This window comes from Rhodococcus sp. 5G237 (assembly GCF_053764735.1).
Genome location: NZ_JBSNCD010000009.1, coordinates 171,461 through 188,371, shown reverse-complemented (window position 1 = coordinate 188,371; position 16,911 = coordinate 171,461). Strand labels below are relative to the sequence as shown.

Genomic DNA, 16,911 nt, shown 5'->3' with positions numbered 1-16,911 from the left:
AGCGCTGCAGAACGGCGGGACGGACCGCGCGCTGCGATGATCGCCAGCGCGATCGCGCTGATGAGCGAACGAGGTGTCGCGGCCACATCGTTCCGGGACGTGCTCGAGCACAGCGGGGCGCCGCGCGGCTCCATCTACCACCACTTTCCCGGCGGCAAGGCCCAACTCGTCGAAGAGGCCACAGACCAGGCCGCAACCCGGATCGAGCGGTCGCTGACGGCGAAGGTCGACGGTCTCGGCGTGGTGGAGACGGTGCGCGCCGTCGTCGACCTGTGGCGCGAGGGTCTCGTGGCCACCGACTACGTCGCGGGATGCCCGGTGGTGGCCGCAGGTCTCGGGACCGAACCGCGGGCGCGCGCACGAGCAGCGGAGGCCTTCGACACCTTCGTCGACGTCGTCGCGCGGTCCCTGGTGGCCGACGGCGTCGGCGCGGAGCGTGCGCGGTCGTTGGCGAACCTGGTCATCGCAGCTCTGGAGGGCGCACTGGTGGTGGCCCAGGCGCAGCGCAGTCCGGCTCCGCTCGATGCGGTCGTCGCCGAACTCGAGGTGCTGCTCGCCCCGGTCGTGGGCTGACGGAAGCCGCGGTGGGCGGGCTCTCAGCCGTTCCGCCGCCGCGTGATCGCGTTCGCGATCTCGTCCGGGGCCTCCTCCGGAATCCAGTGCGAGACGTCGGGCAGGACCACGAAGTCGTACTCGGCGTCTACGAACTCGCCGCACCGTTCGGCGCCGGCGCGGCCGATCGCGATGTCGGCGGTGCTCCAGATGTAGGTCGTCGGGACGCGGACCGGGGGAGTCGAATCGAGATCCCGCGTCATGGCGCGATACCAGTTCAGGGCGGCGGTGAGAGCGCCCGGCGCGGACATGGCGGCGACGTAGTGGTCGACCGAGTCGTGGTCGACGGCGGAGGTGAACATCGCCCGCAGGCGCCGCGCGTCGTCGGCGAGGAGGAGGTCCTCCGCCTTGCCCTCCTCGCGGAAGAGCCCGATGTAGGAGGAGCGTTCGCGCTGGTCGGCGTCCTCCCGCAACGCCCAGCCGTAGGCAGCGAGGTGGGGGACCGAGACCGCGGTCAACGCCGAGACGCGGTCGGGATTGTGGGCGGCGAAGTACCACGCCACAGCGGCGCCCCAGTCGTGCCCGACGAGGTGGACGCGATCGAGCTCGAACTCGTCGAGCAGGCCGAGGACGTCGCCGGCGAGTGCCGGCACCCCGTAGTGCTCGACGCCGGTCGGCCGGGCACCGGGGGAGTATCCGCGCTGGTCGGGGGCGATCACGCGGAAACCGCGCTCGACGAGCAGGCGCGCCACCGGCGTCCAGCTGCGTGACGTCTCGGGGAAGCCGTGCAGGAGCACGACGGGTGTGCCGTCCCTCGGACCCGCCACACGCACGTCGAAGGTCAGGTCGTCGTAGGTGGCGGGTCCGGTCGATGCCATGGGAACCACGTTACGGAAGGGGAGTGTCTGCGACAGGATTTCCTGTCCACCTCGACGAACCGGCGTCACCCCGACCCGTCACCGGTCGCCGGACGTCCGTCGCGGCCGCCACGCCGCCGCGCCCAGCAGGATCAGACGCATCTGTTTCTCCGCGCGCGTGACCACCTCCGATTCCTGCGCGCTGCCGGGACGTTCGACGGCGAGCAGGTCGAGGACGAAATCGAGCATCGCGGTCACCAGCAGGTCGGCGGCCATCTCGAGATCGTCGAAATCCCAGTCTTCGAGTCCCGGGGAGCGACCCAGGTCGGCGGCGAGCTCGCTGGTCAGCAGGCGCACTTCGACGGAGATCGCGGCGGCGACCTCGGGAACGCCGCCGTGGCGTTCGCGTGCCAGGAACCGGAAGGCCGCTTTGTGTGCCCGTACCTGCTGGACCAGCACGTCGAGGGATTGCCGCGCACCTGCCGGGCCGGGTGTGCGACGCGCGTCGCGCAGCAGGCGCCGCAGCACCCGCATCGTGTCCGCGGCAAGGGCGACACCGAGCTCGTCCATGGACGAGAAGTGCCGGTAGAACGCCGTGGGCACGATGCCCGCGTAACGGGCCACCTCCCTCAGGCTCAGCCCGCCGAGTCCCCGGTCGGCGGACAGGTCGAGGGCGGCGTCGAGAAGCGCCTGACGTGTGCGTTCCTTGCGTTCGGCGCGTGTGGTCGGCGGAGGTACGGAAGCGGTGGACACCCCCCGAGTCTAGGCACGACGTTCCGCGCGGTGTCCGTACATCTGTGTCGGCAGTCACATCGGGGTTGACAGGCAGGTGTGTCCGGCTGTCACACTGATTTCAGTGCACATTCGTTCACTGAGCACGCAGAGGTCTACCGAAAGGCGGACAGACATGATCGTGCGCGACCGTCCGACACCCGTCCCGCGCCCAGGTTCGTTGCGAAAACTGCTGGTAGAGGCGCTTGGAATGCTGTCCTATCCGCATCACCCGGACCGCTACCTGGAACTCGCCGACCCGCTTCTCGTCACGTCGGCGAATTATGCCCGGATTACAGATGTGGACCGAAGTGCCACCGATTCGCTCACGGTCACGGTGCGCCCCGCGCAGCCGTGCCGACCCCTTCCCGGGCAGTACGTGACCGTGTCGGTCCGCGTCGACGGCGTGCGGCACACGCGCTGCTACTCGCCGACGCTCGTCGACGCGGGGTCGAAGCGCCGGCCCGATCTGCGGTTCACCATCGGCAGGCATCCCGAGGGCACCGTCTCGCGCCACCTCCACGACCGTGCGCAGGTCGGAGACGTCGTCGAACTCGGTTCTCCCGTAGGCGAGTTCGTGCTGCCGAGTCCGCGTCCCCGACGCCTGCTGTTCGTCGCCGCGGGCTCCGGGCTGACGCCGGTGCTGTCGATGCTGTCCGGTCTCGTCGCCGAGGGGTACGACGGGTCCGCCGTGCTGCTCTACTACACCCGCACCCCCGGACACGTTCCGCGCCGCGCCGAACTCGAGGCGCTCGCCGACCGGCCCAACATCGAGATCGTCCACGCCCACACCCGCTCCGACGACGGGATGCTGCAGGGGCGGTTCGACCGCAGCCACCTCGCGGCCGTCGCACCCTGGTACGCCGACACACCCGCCTTCGTGTGCGGTCCGGCGGAGATGGTCACGAGCATTCGCGAGGCCTACGCCGAGCGGGGCGCCGAGACGATGGTGAACACCGAGGAATTCGTCCTCGCGCCTCCGGTCGTGTCGACGGACGATGCCGGCGGTGAGATCTCATTCTCCGAATCCGGAGTCGTTGCCGAGAACACCGGGTCGACGCTGCTCGAGCAGGCCGAAGCGGCCGGGCTCACGCCCGAACACGGATGCCGCATGGGCATCTGCCACAGTTGCACCGCCGTCCGGCTGTCGGGGTGCACGCGCGACGTGCGTACCGGCGACGTCGATTCGGAACCCGGCCGCCGCATCCGGATCTGTGTCAACGCCCCGGTCGGCGACGTCGCCGTCGAACTCTGAACCGACCGGTCGACACCACCGAAACCATTGGAGGACATCATGTTCGGATTGTCCCTACCCACTGTCCCCTTCCTGCCCTTCCTGTCCGGCCGCAGTTCTGCGGTCGAGAACGAACCGCTCGTCCTCGACCACGACAGTGTCGAGGAGATCGGCCGCGAACTCGACGCGCTGCGGGAGCAGACGCTCGCATCACTCGGTGACGAGGACCGCGAGTACCTCTACCGGATCATCAGGGCGCAGCGCGGATTCGAGATCGCCGGTCGCGGTCTGCTCTTCGTCGGATTCCTCCCGCCCGCATGGGTCGCCGGTGTCGCGGCGCTGAGCGTGTCGAAGATCCTCGACAACATGGAGATCGGGCACAACGTCATGCACGGTCAGTACGACTGGATGCGGGAACCGTCGCTGAATTCCCGTGTCTTCGAATGGGACACGGTGTGCCCGTCGGACCAGTGGCGACACTCGCACAACTACGTGCACCACACCTACACCAACATCCTGGGCCAGGACCGCGACATCGGATACGGGATCCTGCGCATGGACCCGGCCCAGAAGTGGCATCCCTACTATCTCGGCAACCCGGTCTACGCGACCGCCCTCATGTTCCTGTTCGAGTGGGGCGTGATGATGCACGACGCGGAGGTCGACCGGATCGTCGCCGGCAAGCGGTCGTGGCGCGACGTGATCCCGATCGCGAAGGGATGGTGGCGCAAGGCCCGCCGTCAGGTGATCAAGGACTACATCGCGTTCCCACTGCTGAGCGGCCCGATGTTCGTCCCGACCCTGCTGGGCAACGTCACCGCCAACGTGGTGCGCAACGTGTGGGCGTACTCGATCATCTTCTGCGGCCACTTCCCGTCCGGCGTGCAGTCCTTCACCGAGGAGGAGACCGCCGACGAGACCCGTGGTGAGTGGTACGTCCGGCAGATGCTGGGCAGCGCGAACATCACCGGTTCCCCGCTGTTCCACATCATGTCCGGCAACCTGTCGCACCAGATCGAGCACCACCTGTTCCCCGACCTGCCGGCGCACCGCTATCCGGAGCTCGCCCCGAAGGTCAGGGAACTGTGCGACAAGCACGGACTTCCGTACAACACCGGTGGCCTCACCGCCCAGGTGACGTCGGTGTGGAAGAAGATCTTCACGCTTGCTCTCCCGCCCGGCTGGTTCGCGCCCGAACCCGAGTCGCAGGTGATCATCCAACGTCGTCGCTCCACCGATCGCCGGCTCGACGATGCGGGTACCCTCGCGGACGACACGATCGAGGGGGTCGACCATGGTGGGAAGATTCGAGCGTAACAAGGACACGATCCAGGAGGTCACCGAGTCGGCGGCCACCCACGTCGGCGCAATTGCGGGGATCATCACCGGAGCGGTCCGCGATGTCACCCGTGAGATCGGTGAACTGATCACCGACGCGATCGAGATGCGGGAGGCTGCTCGCGCGGCGCGCGACGACGAGGAACGCGGAGAAGGGCCGGCGACGTCGGATCGTCGCTCGGCCCCTCCCACGGAATAGCGGATCGGAACAGCGGATCGAGTTCCTACCGCGCGGGGACGCTCGAGGTGGCGCGGGTGACGAACCCGGCCACCTCGTCGCGCATCTCGCCGCTGCGCGGCACCGCACCCGACATCCAGAAGGCGCCGTGCACGAGCCCGTCGAACCGGCGGATCGCCACGTCCACGCCGGCCTCGCGTAGCCGTCGTCCGTAGAGCTCACCTTCGTCGCGGAGCACCTCGTTCTCGGTGGTGATCACCAGGGTCGGTGGCAGGCCGTCGACACCGGCCGCGCGTGCGGGAAGCGCATACGGAGTATCTGCGTCCTCGGGTGAGGTGAAGTACCGGTCGAGGAACCAGTCCATGTCGGCTGCCGTGACGATGTACCCCTCAGCGAACTCGTGGCGCGAGGGCAGGTCGGCAGCGCGGTCCAGCGCCGGGTAGATCAATACCTGTCCGCGCAGCGCCGGTGCGCCTTCGTCACGGGCCCGCAACGCGACTCCGGCTGCGAGGTTGCCACCGGCGCTGTCGCCCATCACCACCAGGTTGTGCGGGTCGCCGCCGTGCTCGGCGATGTGCGCGGTGACCCACTGCAACGCAGCCCACGCGTCGTCGGCCGCTGCGGGGAACGGATGTTCCGGCGCCAGGCGGTATCCCGCGGTCACGACGGTGGCCCCGGTCGCGCGGGCGACCGCCCGCGCCGGTTCGTCCACGACGGTGAGGTCACCCGCGACGAACCCGCCGCCGTGGAAGTAGAGCACCACCGGACGCGGCCCGGTGTCGGCCCCGGGGGTGTAGATCCGGAGGGGGAGACGGGTGCCGTCGCTCTCGTAGTGGGTCTCGTCCACACGCTCGACGTCCTGCGGTGGGAGTTGGAGGTCGGTGAAGGTCGCGATCGTCGCGCGGACCTGATCGACCGTCATCTGCGAGAACGACGTGAATCCTTGCTGCCGAAGTCCTGCGATGAGGCCGGCGGCGTGGTCGTCGAGTGCCATGGGTGGTTTCCTTCCGGGAGGTGGGGGAATTCGGTGCTCTACGAGGCGGCCGGGACGGTGGCTCGTGCGGGGGCGAGGTCGAAGCCGACGTAACCGCCGTCGACGACCTCGGCGCAGACCTGCCGGTAGGTCGGGGCACCACCGAGGTAGACCATGCAGGCACGCGGTTTGCCGGGGATGTTCGCGCCCATGTACCACGAGTCGGTCTGCGGCAGCAGCGTCTGCTCGGCGATCTCGGTGGTGGTGCGCACCCAGTCGGCTTCGGCGTCGGGGGTGGGTTCGATGACGTCGAGATCGTGTGCGCGCAGATACGCGATCGCGTCGGTCGCGAAATCGACGTGGTCCTCGATCGCCAGCGGCATGTTGTAGAGCACCGAGGGCGACTGAGGTCCGGTGATCGTGAACAGGTTGGGGAACTCGTTGCTCATGATGCCGAGATAGGTGCGGGGCCCGTGTGCCCACCTGTCGGCCAGGCGCACACCGTTGCGGCCGCGGATGTCCATGGCCATGAGCGGTCCGGTCATCGCGTCGAAGCCGGTCGCGAGCACGATGGTGTCGACCTCGTAGGTGTGGTCGCCGACGCGCACACCGGTTTCGGTGATCTCGCTGATCGGGGTGCTCTTCACGTCGACGAGGTGCACGTTGTCGCGGTTGTAGGCCTCGTAGTAGTTCGTCTCGAGCGGGGGACGTTTCGTGGCGTAGGCGTAGCCCCGGGGTGCGAGCGTGTCTGCCGTGGCAGGGTCCTGCACCCGCTCGCGGATCCGTTCGCGGATGTACTCGGCGGCGGTGTCGTTGGCCTTCTTGTCGAAGAGGATGTCCTGGAAGCTGTCGATGAACAGGCGGAACCCGCCCGCGTTCCAGCGTTCGTCGAACACCCGCCGACGCTCCTCGGCATCGACGGCGAGCGCCGACGGCTGCACCTGGTCGAACGGAACACCCAGGAAGTGGTTGCGTGCGGCCTCTCGCAGTTCGGGGTAGACCTTCTTGGCGTCGTCGAGCACCTGCGGGTCGAGCGGGCCGTTCCCGAGTGGGGTGGCGAACTGCGGTGTGCGCTGGAAGACCACCAGTTCCGCGGCCTGTTGCGCGATCAGAGGGATTGCCTGGATCCCACTGGCGCCGGTGCCGATGATCGCGACGCGCCTGCCGGTGAAGTCGACGGGTTCGTGCGGCCAGTTACCGGTCAGCAGCACCTGTCCGCGGAAGTTGTCGATGCCTCCGAACTCGGGCTTCTTGGGGACCGAGAGGTTGCCGGCGCCGGAGATGAACCACCGGGCCGTCACGGTCTCGCCGGTGTCGGTACGGACCGTCCACCACGAATTGTCGTCGTCCCAATGCACACCGATCACCCGCGTGCCGAACGTGATCGTCTTCCGCAGGTCGAAGCGGTCGGCCACATGGTTCAGGTAGCGGAGGATCTCCGGTTGCCCGGCGAACTTCTCGCTCCACTGCCATTCCTGCTGCAGGTCCTCGTCGAACGAGTACGAGTAGTGGATCGACTCGATGTCGCAGCGGGCGCCGGGATAGCGGTTCCAGTACCAGGTGCCACCCACATCGTCGCCGGCCTCGAAGACCCGCACGGACATGTTCATCCGGTCGCGCAATCTGTGCAGCGCGTACAGGCCGGCGAAACCGGCTCCTACGACGACGACGTCGGTGTCGGGGGTGATGGAGGAAGTGGTCATCTGTCCTGGCTCCTCGGTATCGGGGATGTGGCTCCGGCGGGTGAACCGAAGGTCTGCATCGACGATGACTTGGATCACACTCATGGACTCGGGGTGAATTACCCCATTCGATACCTGTGTTGGCCGTCACACGACCACCCGGGTATGTTGGGCCCACTATCTCTGAGAAGCGTGACGATGGAATCTGCCCTGCCGGAATCTGCACCACCCCGCACCGCGGGGCCCACCCGTTCGGTGACGACCTTCGTCGGTCGCCGTCGCGAGATCGACGAGGCCCGGTCGTGTCTCCAGCGGACCCGGCTGCTGACGATCCTCGGTCCGGGCGGAGTGGGGAAGACCCGGGTGGCCGAGGAACTGGCGGTGCGTACCTCGCGCGCGTTCCGTGATTCGTTCCGCTGGATCGATCTGGCGGTGGTGCGGGATCCGGAGTCCGTTCCCTCGGCTGCGGCGGCCGCTCTGGGCGTGACCGACCAGTCCACCAGACCCGTGATGGACAAGATCATCGATCGTCTCCGCGACCAGCACATGCTGATCGTGGTCGACAACTGCGAACACCTGATCGCGACCGTGGCCGACTTCGTCGCTGCCGTCCTCGGTGATGCACCGGAGGTGCGGATCCTCGCAACGAGTCGTGAGCCGCTCGCGGTGGCAGGGGAGACGGAGTATGTGCTTCCACCTCTGACGACACCGGAGGGATCGACGGGGAACCGGGCGGCCGATCTCGAGCGGTTCGAAGCGGTGGGTCTGCTTGCGGAACGGGCTCGGCAGGTGGTCCCGGACTTCGAGGTGACCGATGACAATGCCGATGCCGTGGCGCAACTGTGCATCGCGCTCGACGGCGTGCCGCTCGCTCTCGAACTCGCGGCCACCCGGCTGCGTTCGTTGTCTCCGGCACAACTCGTCGACCGACTCGATCGTCGTTTCGCACTGCTCACCGGAGGCAGTCGCGTGGCGGTGCCACGGCAGCAGACGTTGCGCGCCCTGATCGACTGGAGTTACGAACTGTGCTCCGACGCCGAGCGGACGCTGTGGGCGCGGTTGTCGGTGTTCACCGGCAGTTTCGACCTCGAAGCCGCGGAGACCGTCTGCGCCGACGACGATCTGCCGAGCGAGCAGGTCATCGACCTGCTCGACAGGTTGATCGCGAAATCGCTTGTGGGTGTCGATCGTTCGTCGTCGGTGTTGAGATACTCGCAATTGGTGACCGTGCGCGAGTACGGACACGAACTGCTCGACGCCCGCGGGGAACGCGAGCAGCTGTACCGGCGGCATTGCGAGCACTATCTCGACCGTGCCCGCCGCTGCGCCGAGAGCTGGTACGGGCCGAGACAATCCGCCCTGCTGTCGTCGATGCGCGCCGACCACGCGGATTTCATGGCCGCGCTCGACCGGTCGATCCGGAACGACGAGGAACTCGCCACAGGGGCGGCACTCGCCGTCGCGCTGCGCTATCACTGGATCGCGGGCGGCTACCTGTCCACCGGGCGGGCCCGGCTCGAACGACTCCTGCAACGACTTCCGCTCTCGAGCAGCGAGCGCGGCAACGTGCTGTGGGTGACCGCGTGGACGGCTCTCATCCAGGGAGATCGCGACGGAGCGGCGGTCCACCTCGACGAGTGTCGTTCGATCGCAGACGAATCCGGCGACGTACGGTTGCGGGCTCATTGCGATCACTGGAGCGCTCTGCACGCACTGTTCTGCGGGGCGACGGCCGAGGCGATCGACCTCTACCTCCGTGCGGCCCGGGTGCATCGTGCGCACGGCGACCACGCCGCCCACCTGACCTGCCTGTTCCAGCTGGCGATGGCGCAGACCTACGACGGGCGACTCGACGACGCCCTGGAGACGTGCGCTCGTGTCGTCGAGATGGCGGATCAGCACGGCGAGCGGTGGAACAAGGCCTATGCGCTGTGGGTCTCGGGACTCGCCCATTTCCGTCTCGGGCGCCTCGACTCCGCGGTCGACGCGGCGAACGGTGCCCTGGCCGTACAGCGCGACTTCGAGGACAAGATCTGCACGGCGCTGTCGCTCGAGTTGCTGGCCTGGTCGGCGGGCGCCGAAGACGATCCGGAGAAGGCGGCACGGCTGTTCGGGGCCGCACGGACGGTGTGGCAGCTCCTCGGTACGACGATCGCAGCATTCGGACCGCATATCGAGCAGGACTCGATCGCAGCGGAACGTCGCCTCCGGGACAAGGTGGGCGAGACGGACTCCGTCGGATCGCCTCACCCGCAGTCCGGCACGACCATCGTCGATCTCGTGGACAGCGCGCTGGAGCCGAGGAAGTCCTCGGGGAGACGGGCCTCGCGTGCTCCGGTCTCCGAACGGCGGCACCGCGGTGGAGGCGAGTCCGCCTCCCGGACATCCCCACTGACGAAGAGGGAGCAGGAGATCGCGGGACTCGTCGCCGGAGGTCTGAGCAATCGCGCGATCGCCGACCGGCTCGTGATCTCACGCCGGACCGTCGACGGTCACGTCGAACGGATACTCGACAAACTCGGCGTGCACTCCCGCACACAGGTCGTCTCGTGGTTGCACGGCCACGAAGCGCCCCGAGTGTGAGCGAGCAGGGCGGCGATCCGGATCAGGACCGGGCCGAGGCCGACTCCCGGCGTGCTGCGGGTACCTTCGTGATCATCGTGAGCACGACCGATACGAGCGCGATGATGCCGATGGTGGTGTAGGCGAGGGTGTAGGCCTTGTCGTCACCGAGGAGCGTGGACGCGATGATCGGGCCGATGATGCCGCCGATGCTCCACCCGATGAGCATCAGGCCGTAGATGGCGCCGGCGTTGCGGACCCCGAAGAAGTCGCCCGCAGTGGCGGGCATGGTGCCGAATGCGCCGCCGTAGCAGAGATAGATGATCGCGGCCAGGATCGAGAACAACACCACGCCGGTGGCATGCGGCAGCACGATCAGGCACACGCCCTGCAGTACCAACAGGGCAGTGAAGGTCTTCATCCGGCCGATGCGGTCGGAGATCGCCGCCCACACGATCCGGCCGGCGCCGTTGAAGATCGCGAGCACGCCCACGAGGGCCGCCGCGCCGGAGGCGCTGAAACCGGCGATGTCGGACGCACTCGGCTTCGCCTGCGAGATCAGGGAGATGCCGGCGGTCACGCACAGGGTGAGGATGGCGGTCAGGAGGTACCACTGGGGCGTGCGGAGGGCCTCGCCCTGGGTGTACTCCTTGCCGCGGTCCGCTCCGCCGCCGTCGCGGCCGACGGGGTCGAAGCCCGGCACGGTGTACCCCTCGGGCGGGTTGCGGAAGAGTGCCGCACCGGCCAGCGACATCACGAGGTAGGCGATACCCAAGGGCAGGAAGGCGCTCGTGGGATCGTCCGGATTCCGGTCGATGAGCCACTGCGCGACCGGCGAGGTGAGCACGGCGCCGAACCCGAAGCCGCCCACCGCGAGTCCGGTGATGAGACCGGTCTTGTCGGGGAACCACTTCTGCAGCATGGCGATCGGGACGATGTACGCGAAGCCCAGCCCGAAACCGCTGATGATGCCGTACCCGAGGATGAGCAGCCAGTAGTCGTCGGCTCCGTCGGTGAACGAGGCGAGGAGGATGCCGAGCGCGTAGATGATGCCGCCGATCAACGCGACGACCCGGGGACCTTTCAGGTCCTGCAGTCGGCCACCGAGATAGGTGCCGATGAAGATCATGCCGATGGTGACGGTGAACGGCAGTGAGGCCCGGACCGTGCTCAGTTGCCAGGAGTCGGCGCTCTCGAGGGCTCCGCCGAAGACCGACCACGCGTAGACCGCGCCGATCGAGAACTGCAGCAACAGACCCCCGGCGACGAGGAGCCAGCGGAAGCTGCCCGGAGGCTGTGCCGTCGCGGCGTCGCCGTGTGGTTCGCGCGTGGGCTTGCCGGAGTCCATGCGTTCTCCTTCGTCCTACCCGCGAGCCGGATCTCAGCTGCGGTAACGAACGGGTTCCCCGCGATCGACTCGTTCACGCTGGGGAACGACGGTGTACTTGGGATCCTTCGCCGACGCGATGCCGGCCTCGTAGACTCCGACTCGCGTGCACAGCGAACCGACCATGAGTGCGGCACCGGACACTGCCGACACCATCCGATTGCGGCGGCCGACGAGTGCGCCGAGCGCGCCGGCTACCGTCAATGCCTTACTGGCCTTCATCAGTCGCCCGGGGCGGCCCTGGTGGAGCGTCTCGGCCGACAGGCCCATCGACTTCTCCATCTGCTGCTCGGTCGCGAGTTCGACGAGCGCACCGCCGACGGCGAAGGCGCGCGCCGGCCCGGCCTCGGCGACCGGCGCACCCAGCAGTCCGAGACCACCCGATGCGGCCGCCGCCGACCCGCAGAACACGAAGGGGATTTCCTTGTAGGCGGAGTGCCAGGCAGGGGTTGCGGTGTCGGACAACAGGACTCCGGTGTAGGCGGCGACCGGCGGTGCCGTCAGCGCACCCACGATCCCGGCCGGCCGGCCGAGGGCGAGCAGCAGGCGCACCGGTCCGCGCTTCCATCGGGCGGGGAGCATCTCGGCGATCTCTGCGACCGCCGCGACGCCCGCGAACGGACCGTGCAGCGACAGGATCCACGTCCCGACCGACATCGGGGAGGTCGGTTTGGCGACCCGCAGCATGTTGAGGAAGCGGCTCGGTTTGCCGAGATCGTGGACCAGCGCACCGACACTGACGAGCAGCGATGTGAGCGAACCGAATCGGGCGACGCGACGGAGGGCGGGCCGCCCCGTGAGATCGGCACCCGCAGCGAGCAGCGAACTGCCTGCGGCCACGCCGCCGGTGAACAGATAGATCGCGATGTCGTGTTCCCACGGAGCCGGTTTCACGATCTGGCGTCCGTAATAGGACTCGAAGTCGGCCTCCGGCACCATCACCCGGTCGCCGCCGCGACCACCTCCGGACCGGCGGGGGTTGCCCGGGCTGCCGCCGTGCTGCACCTGGGTCATCAGCGCCTCCTCAGGAAGGACGCGGCGGCGCCCGCCAGCATCGCGACCGCTGCCACGGCGGCGCGGGTCCACATCTCCGGCAGATCCTTGGTCGTCACCACCGGATCCGGCGGCAGGCCGTAGACCTCCGGTTCGTCGAGGAGCAGGAAGAAGGCGCCGGTCCCGCCGACCCCGTCCTCGGGATCGTTGCCGTAGAGCCGTGCCTCGCTCACGCCGCGCTCGTGCAGGGCAGCCAGCCGTTCCTCGGCGCGAGCGCGCAGTTCCTCGACGTCGCCGTACTGGATAGACTCCGTGGGGCACGCCTGCGCGCAGGACGGGGTCTGGCCGTCGGTGAGCCGGTCGTAGCACAGCGTGCACTTCTGGGCGATACCGACCTTCGGGTCGCCCTCCGGACCCTTGCGGCGGTCGATGACGCCGTACGGGCAGGCGGCCACGCAGTATCCGCAGCCGTTGCAGATGTCGTCCTGCACGACCACCGTGCCGAACTCGCTGCGGAACAGCGACCCGGTCGGGCACACGTCGAGGCACGCCGCGTGGGTGCAGTGCTTGCACACGTCCGAGGACATCAACCAGCGGAAGTCCGGCTTCTCCTCCTCCGGAAGTTCCGTCGGGGTCGCGCCGACGGTCGGCATCCCCAGCGAGACCGGGGGTTTCGACTCCGCAGGGCGCTCGATGAAGGCGACGTGCCGCCACTGGTTGGCGTTGAGCGAATGACTGTTGTCGTACGAGGTACCGAGCATCGCGAATGCGTTCTCGGGGACGTCGTTCCACTCCTTGCAGGCCACCTCGCAGGCCTTGCACCCGATGCACACACTGGTGTCGGTGAAGAAGCCCTTGCGAGCCGGCGGATCCTCGTACCCGGCATCGGGTGCCGGGTCGATCGGTCCGAAGAAGCTGTTGGGGCCGGTCACTCGTCCTCCTCCGGGGCACGTGGGTCGTCCGAGGCCTCCGGGGCACGTGGGTCGTCCGAGGCCTCCGGGGCACGTGGGTCGTCCGCGGCCGTATCACCGTCCGGGACGGTCACGATGGGTGGGTACACGTGGTCGGTTACCCCGGCCCGCCGCGCATATCCCTCGACGTACTCCCGCAGTGCCGTTCCGGACGGTCGGCGTCCTGCCCGGACGTCGCACGTACCGACCTTGGTCTCCTGGATGAGCACGTTGGGGTCCAACGTGATGCCGAACAGATCGTTGGTCGAGTCGCCGGTCACCATGCCGCCGCTGCCCCAGTGATAGGGCATCCACACCTGGTGGACGGTCCGTCCCTCCACCTTCAGCGGGCGCAACCGCTCGGTCACCAGCACCCGGCCCTCGATCGCGGAGCGGGCGGTGACGACGTGGCACCAGCCCATGTGCTCGAGTCCGCGTTCGGCCGCCAGGGCAGGGGAGACCTCCACGAACATCTCCGGTTGCAGTTCGGCGAGATGTTCGAGATAGCGGCTCATCCCGCCCGCGGTGTGGTGCTCGGTGAGACGGCTCGTCGTGAACACGAAGGGGAACACGTCGACGTGGTCCTCCGGCGGCGCCGGGTTCATCGGGTTGTCGTCACGCCGGTACTCCTTGCGCGTCGGGTTGGCCTGCTGCGCGTAGAGCGGGTTGCGGAACGGCGACTCCACCGGTTCGTAGTGCGTCGGCATCGGACCGTCGACGAGCCCCTGCGGCACGTAGAGGGCGCCCTTGCCGTCGCCCTGCATGATGAACGGGTCGATCCCTTCGAGCGCCTCGACACCGTCGGCGCCTTCGGGGGAGCGGTAGTTCGGCGGCTTCGTCTTCTCGAAGTCCGGAACATCCGCACCCGTCCACTGCTGCGCGTCGTCGTCCCACCACACGTAGGCCTTGCGTTCGCTCCACGGCCGGCCCTCGGGGTCGGCGGAGGCCCGGTTGTAGAGAATGCGGCGGTTCATCGGCCACGCCCAGCCCCACTCGGGAGCCACGAACGACTGCTCGTGCCGGGACTTGCGCCGGTTGGCCTGGTTGACGCCGTCGGCGTAGACCCCGGTGTAGATCCAGCAGCCACCGAGGGTGGAGCCGTCGTTCTTCATCTCGGTGAACGACGACAGCGGCCGGCGGGTCGCGACGTCGTAGCCGTTGATCTCCATGAGCACCGCGTCGGCACTGGGCTCGTCGTACTCGCCGTGCACGGGGTAGTCCCACGCCAGGTCGAGCAGCGGCCGGTCGCGCTCGTCGGTCGACTCGGCCAGACGCTCCCGCATCATGCGGCCGAGGTGGTAGAAGAACCACAGTTCCGAGCGGCAGTCCTCCGGTGGTTCGACGGCCTTCTCCCGCCACTGCAGCATCCGTTGGGTCTGCGTGAAGGTGCCTTCCTTCTCGGCGTAGGAGGCCGCCGGGAAGAGGAACACCTCGGTGGGGCACTCCTCGGTCACGATCTCACCGGTCTCGATTTCCGGGGAGTCCTTCCAGAAGTTGGCGCTCTCGATCTCGAACAGGTCGCGCACCACGAGCCAGTCGAGGTTCGCCATCCCGAGCCGCTGGGCGCGCCCGTGGGCGGAGCCGACGGCCGGGTTCTGCCCGAGGAGGAAGTAGCCCTTGACCTCTCCGTCGATCATGTCGAGCACCGAACGGTAGGTGCCGTGGTCGCCGGTGATCTTCGGCATGTAGTCGAAGCAGTAGTCGTTGTCGGCGGTCGCCGCGTCGCCCCAGTAGGCCTTGAGCAGGTTCACCGCGTAGGCGTCGGCCTTCGACCAGAAACCCTTGCTGCCCGGGTTGCGCACGCTGTCGACCCAGTCCGTGAACGAGTGGTGCTTGTTCGCGTCGGGCATCGGCAGGTAGCCGGGCAACAGGTTGAACAGCGTCGGGATGTCGGTCGAGCCCTGGATGCTGGCGTGACCACGCAGCGCCATGATGCCTCCGCCGGGGCGGCCCATGTTGCCGAGCAGCAGCTGCAGGATCGCGCCGGTGCGGATGTACTGCACACCGACACTGTGCTGGGTCCAGCCCACGCTGTAGACGAGCGCCGTCGTCCGCTCCCGGCCGGAGTTCTCGGTCCACGCGCGGCAGACGTCGAGGAAGTCCTCCTGCGAGACGCCGCACACCTGCTCGACCACCTCGGGGGTGTAGCGGGCGAAGTGCCGCTTGAGCACCTGGTAGACGCACCGCGGGTGCTGCAGCGTCTCGTCGCGCCTCGGATGACTCGACGTCTGCATGCCGTGGGACTCGTTCTGCAGGCCCGCGGCGGTCTCCCGGTGCTCGGCGTGCTCGTCGGAGCCGTTGGCCTGCGACTTGTGCAGGTCGCCGGATTCGTCCTCCACGTCGTACTGCCAGCTCGTCGGATCGTAGGTCCGCTTCTCGGGGTCGAAGCCCGAGAAGAGCCCGTCGAGATCGTCGGTGTCCTCGAACTTGTCGCTGACGAGCACCGCGGCGTTCGTGTAGTTGACCATGTACTCGCGGAAGTCCAGCTCGTTGCTCAGGACGTAGTTGACGATGCCTCCGAGGAAGGCGATGTCGCTGCCTACCCGGATCGGGACGTGCTTGTCCGCCACTGCGCTGGTACGGGTGAAGCGCGGATCGATGTGGATGACGCGGGCACCACGCTTCTGGGCCTCCACGACCCACTGGAAGCCCACCGGGTGGGCCTCGGCCATGTTGGAACCCTGGATGATGATGCAGTCAGCGTTTGCAAGGTCGGCCGTGTAGCCGGTGGCGCCGCCGCGTCCGAAGCTGGTCCCCAGACCGGGGACGGTGGCGGAGTGTCATATGCGGGCCTGATTCTCGATCTGGACCGCCCCCATCGCTGTGAACAGCTTCTTGATGAGGTAATTCTCTTCGTTGTCCAGCGTGGCACCGCCGAGGCTGGCGATACCCATCGTGCGCCGGACACGGTGGCCCTTGTCGTCGAACTCCTGCCAGGTCTCGCGGCGGGTCTTCAGCACGCGGTCGACGACCATCTCCATGGCCGTGTCGAGATCGAGGTCTTCCCATTCGGTGCCGTAGGGCCGACGGTAGCGGACTCGGGTCTCGCGCAGCTCGCTGGTGACGAGGTTCTTGCTCGCCGAACCCTTGGGGCACAGTCGCCCGCGGTTCACCGGGCTGTCGGGATCGCCTTCGATCTGGACGACCTGCTCGTCCTTGACGAAGATCTTCTGTCCGCATCCGACAGCGCAGTAGGGGCACACGCTGCGGGCGACACGATCGGCCGTGGAGGTGCGCGGTTCGATCTCCTCGGTACGACGGGACCGTGCGGCCTTGCCGCGCCCGAGCAGATCCTTGCCGAGGAACTGGCGCAGGACGGGCCAGGGGAGGGACGTGTCCTTCTCCGCCATCGGTGCTCCTTTCCTGCGCTCTCGTTCCGAAGCTACCGTCTACCCCCGGTTCGTGCCGGTTAATCCGGTGCAGGTGTGTCGGCA

Annotated in this window: 13 protein-coding genes; 5 read left to right on the top strand and 8 right to left on the bottom strand. The window is 68.0% G+C overall.

The window, feature by feature from the left end:
* Nucleotides 1–36: 36 nt before the first annotated feature.
* Nucleotides 37–573, top strand: coding sequence for a TetR/AcrR family transcriptional regulator (locus ACWPOC_RS21295; protein ID WP_120282155.1), 537 nt, complete (start codon nucleotides 37–39; stop codon nucleotides 571–573).
* Between the two features lie 23 nt (nucleotides 574–596).
* Here ACWPOC_RS21295 and ACWPOC_RS21290 read toward each other — a convergent pair whose 3' ends face one another.
* Both ACWPOC_RS21290 and ACWPOC_RS21285 read right to left on the bottom strand, forming a co-directional pair.
* Entirely contained in the window at nucleotides 597–1,430 is an 834-nt protein-coding gene (locus ACWPOC_RS21290) for an alpha/beta fold hydrolase (RefSeq protein ID WP_455409285.1), read from the bottom strand.
* 78 nt (nucleotides 1,431–1,508) lie between these two features.
* Entirely contained in the window at nucleotides 1,509–2,162 is a 654-nt protein-coding gene (locus ACWPOC_RS21285) for a TetR family transcriptional regulator (protein WP_455409284.1), read from the bottom strand.
* Between the two features lie 229 nt (nucleotides 2,163–2,391).
* Between ACWPOC_RS21285 and ACWPOC_RS21280 the strand changes: the two genes are divergently transcribed.
* The 3 genes from ACWPOC_RS21280 to ACWPOC_RS21270 are packed head-to-tail and all read left to right on the top strand — an operon-like array spanning nucleotide 2,392 to nucleotide 4,951.
* Entirely contained in the window at nucleotides 2,392–3,435 is a 1,044-nt protein-coding gene (locus ACWPOC_RS21280) for a ferredoxin reductase (protein ID WP_455409283.1), read from the top strand.
* 39 nt (nucleotides 3,436–3,474) lie between these two features.
* Entirely contained in the window at nucleotides 3,475–4,731 is a 1,257-nt protein-coding gene (locus ACWPOC_RS21275) for a fatty acid desaturase family protein (RefSeq protein WP_159418665.1), read from the top strand.
* Complete coding sequence (locus ACWPOC_RS21270) at nucleotides 4,709–4,951, top strand: hypothetical protein (RefSeq protein WP_120282158.1); 243 nt, start codon at nucleotides 4,709–4,711, stop codon at nucleotides 4,949–4,951. Before ACWPOC_RS21275 ends, ACWPOC_RS21270 begins: the two co-directional genes overlap by 23 nt.
* A gap of 25 nt (nucleotides 4,952–4,976) precedes the next feature.
* Here the strand turns inward: ACWPOC_RS21270 and ACWPOC_RS21265 are convergent, their stop codons facing one another.
* Together ACWPOC_RS21265 and ACWPOC_RS21260 are read right to left on the bottom strand one after the other, a co-directional pair.
* Entirely contained in the window at nucleotides 4,977–5,924 is a 948-nt protein-coding gene (locus ACWPOC_RS21265; RefSeq protein ID WP_455409282.1) for an alpha/beta hydrolase, read from the bottom strand.
* 38 nt (nucleotides 5,925–5,962) lie between these two features.
* Nucleotides 5,963–7,606, bottom strand: coding sequence for a flavin-containing monooxygenase (locus tag ACWPOC_RS21260; RefSeq protein ID WP_455409281.1), 1,644 nt, complete (start codon nucleotides 7,604–7,606; stop codon nucleotides 5,963–5,965).
* Between the two features lie 177 nt (nucleotides 7,607–7,783).
* On the opposite strand from ACWPOC_RS21260, the gene ACWPOC_RS21255 reads away from it, so the two are divergent.
* On the top strand, nucleotides 7,784–10,168 hold the full coding sequence (locus tag ACWPOC_RS21255) for an ATP-binding protein (protein ID WP_455409280.1): 2,385 nt from the start codon (nucleotides 7,784–7,786) through the stop codon (nucleotides 10,166–10,168).
* Nucleotides 10,169–10,190: 22 nt separating this feature from the next.
* On the opposite strand, the gene ACWPOC_RS21250 is transcribed toward ACWPOC_RS21255, so the two are convergent.
* From ACWPOC_RS21250 to fdh, 4 genes are read right to left on the bottom strand one after another with little or no spacing between them, the layout of a single operon-like run.
* Nucleotides 10,191–11,495, bottom strand: a complete 1,305-nt coding sequence (locus tag ACWPOC_RS21250; protein ID WP_120282161.1) for an L-lactate MFS transporter — start codon at nucleotides 11,493–11,495, stop codon at nucleotides 10,191–10,193.
* Nucleotides 11,496–11,528: 33 nt separating this feature from the next.
* Entirely contained in the window at nucleotides 11,529–12,548 is a 1,020-nt protein-coding gene (nrfD, locus tag ACWPOC_RS21245) for an NrfD/PsrC family molybdoenzyme membrane anchor subunit (RefSeq protein ID WP_120282162.1), read from the bottom strand.
* Nucleotides 12,548–13,459, bottom strand: coding sequence for a 4Fe-4S dicluster domain-containing protein (locus ACWPOC_RS21240; protein ID WP_024100544.1), 912 nt, complete (start codon nucleotides 13,457–13,459; stop codon nucleotides 12,548–12,550). Before ACWPOC_RS21240 ends, nrfD begins: the two co-directional genes overlap by 1 nt.
* The gene (fdh, locus tag ACWPOC_RS21235) at nucleotides 13,456–16,827 is read right to left on the bottom strand and encodes a formate dehydrogenase (protein WP_455409279.1); all 3,372 of its coding nucleotides are present in this window, start codon (nucleotides 16,825–16,827) and stop codon (nucleotides 13,456–13,458) included. The genes ACWPOC_RS21240 and fdh overlap by 4 nt, the downstream gene beginning before the upstream one ends.
* Nucleotides 16,828–16,911: the final 84 nt, after the last annotated feature.

Coding starts and splice junctions, on each gene's coding strand:
- ACWPOC_RS21280 (WP_455409283.1), top strand. CDS start 2,392: ATGCTGTCCTATCCGCATCACCCGGACCGCTACCTGGAACTCGCCGAC.
- ACWPOC_RS21250 (WP_120282161.1), bottom strand. CDS start 11,495: ATGGACTCCGGCAAGCCCACGCGCGAACCACACGGCGACGCCGCGACG.
- ACWPOC_RS21275 (WP_159418665.1), top strand. CDS start 3,475: ATGTTCGGATTGTCCCTACCCACTGTCCCCTTCCTGCCCTTCCTGTCC.
- nrfD (WP_120282162.1), bottom strand. CDS start 12,548: ATGACCCAGGTGCAGCACGGCGGCAGCCCGGGCAACCCCCGCCGGTCC.
- ACWPOC_RS21255 (WP_455409280.1), top strand. CDS start 7,784: ATGGAATCTGCCCTGCCGGAATCTGCACCACCCCGCACCGCGGGGCCC.
- ACWPOC_RS21270 (WP_120282158.1), top strand. CDS start 4,709: ATGGTGGGAAGATTCGAGCGTAACAAGGACACGATCCAGGAGGTCACC.
- ACWPOC_RS21265 (WP_455409282.1), bottom strand. CDS start 5,924: ATGGCACTCGACGACCACGCCGCCGGCCTCATCGCAGGACTTCGGCAG.
- ACWPOC_RS21290 (WP_455409285.1), bottom strand. CDS start 1,430: ATGGCATCGACCGGACCCGCCACCTACGACGACCTGACCTTCGACGTG.
- ACWPOC_RS21295 (WP_120282155.1), top strand. CDS start 37: ATGATCGCCAGCGCGATCGCGCTGATGAGCGAACGAGGTGTCGCGGCC.
- ACWPOC_RS21260 (WP_455409281.1), bottom strand. CDS start 7,606: ATGACCACTTCCTCCATCACCCCCGACACCGACGTCGTCGTCGTAGGA.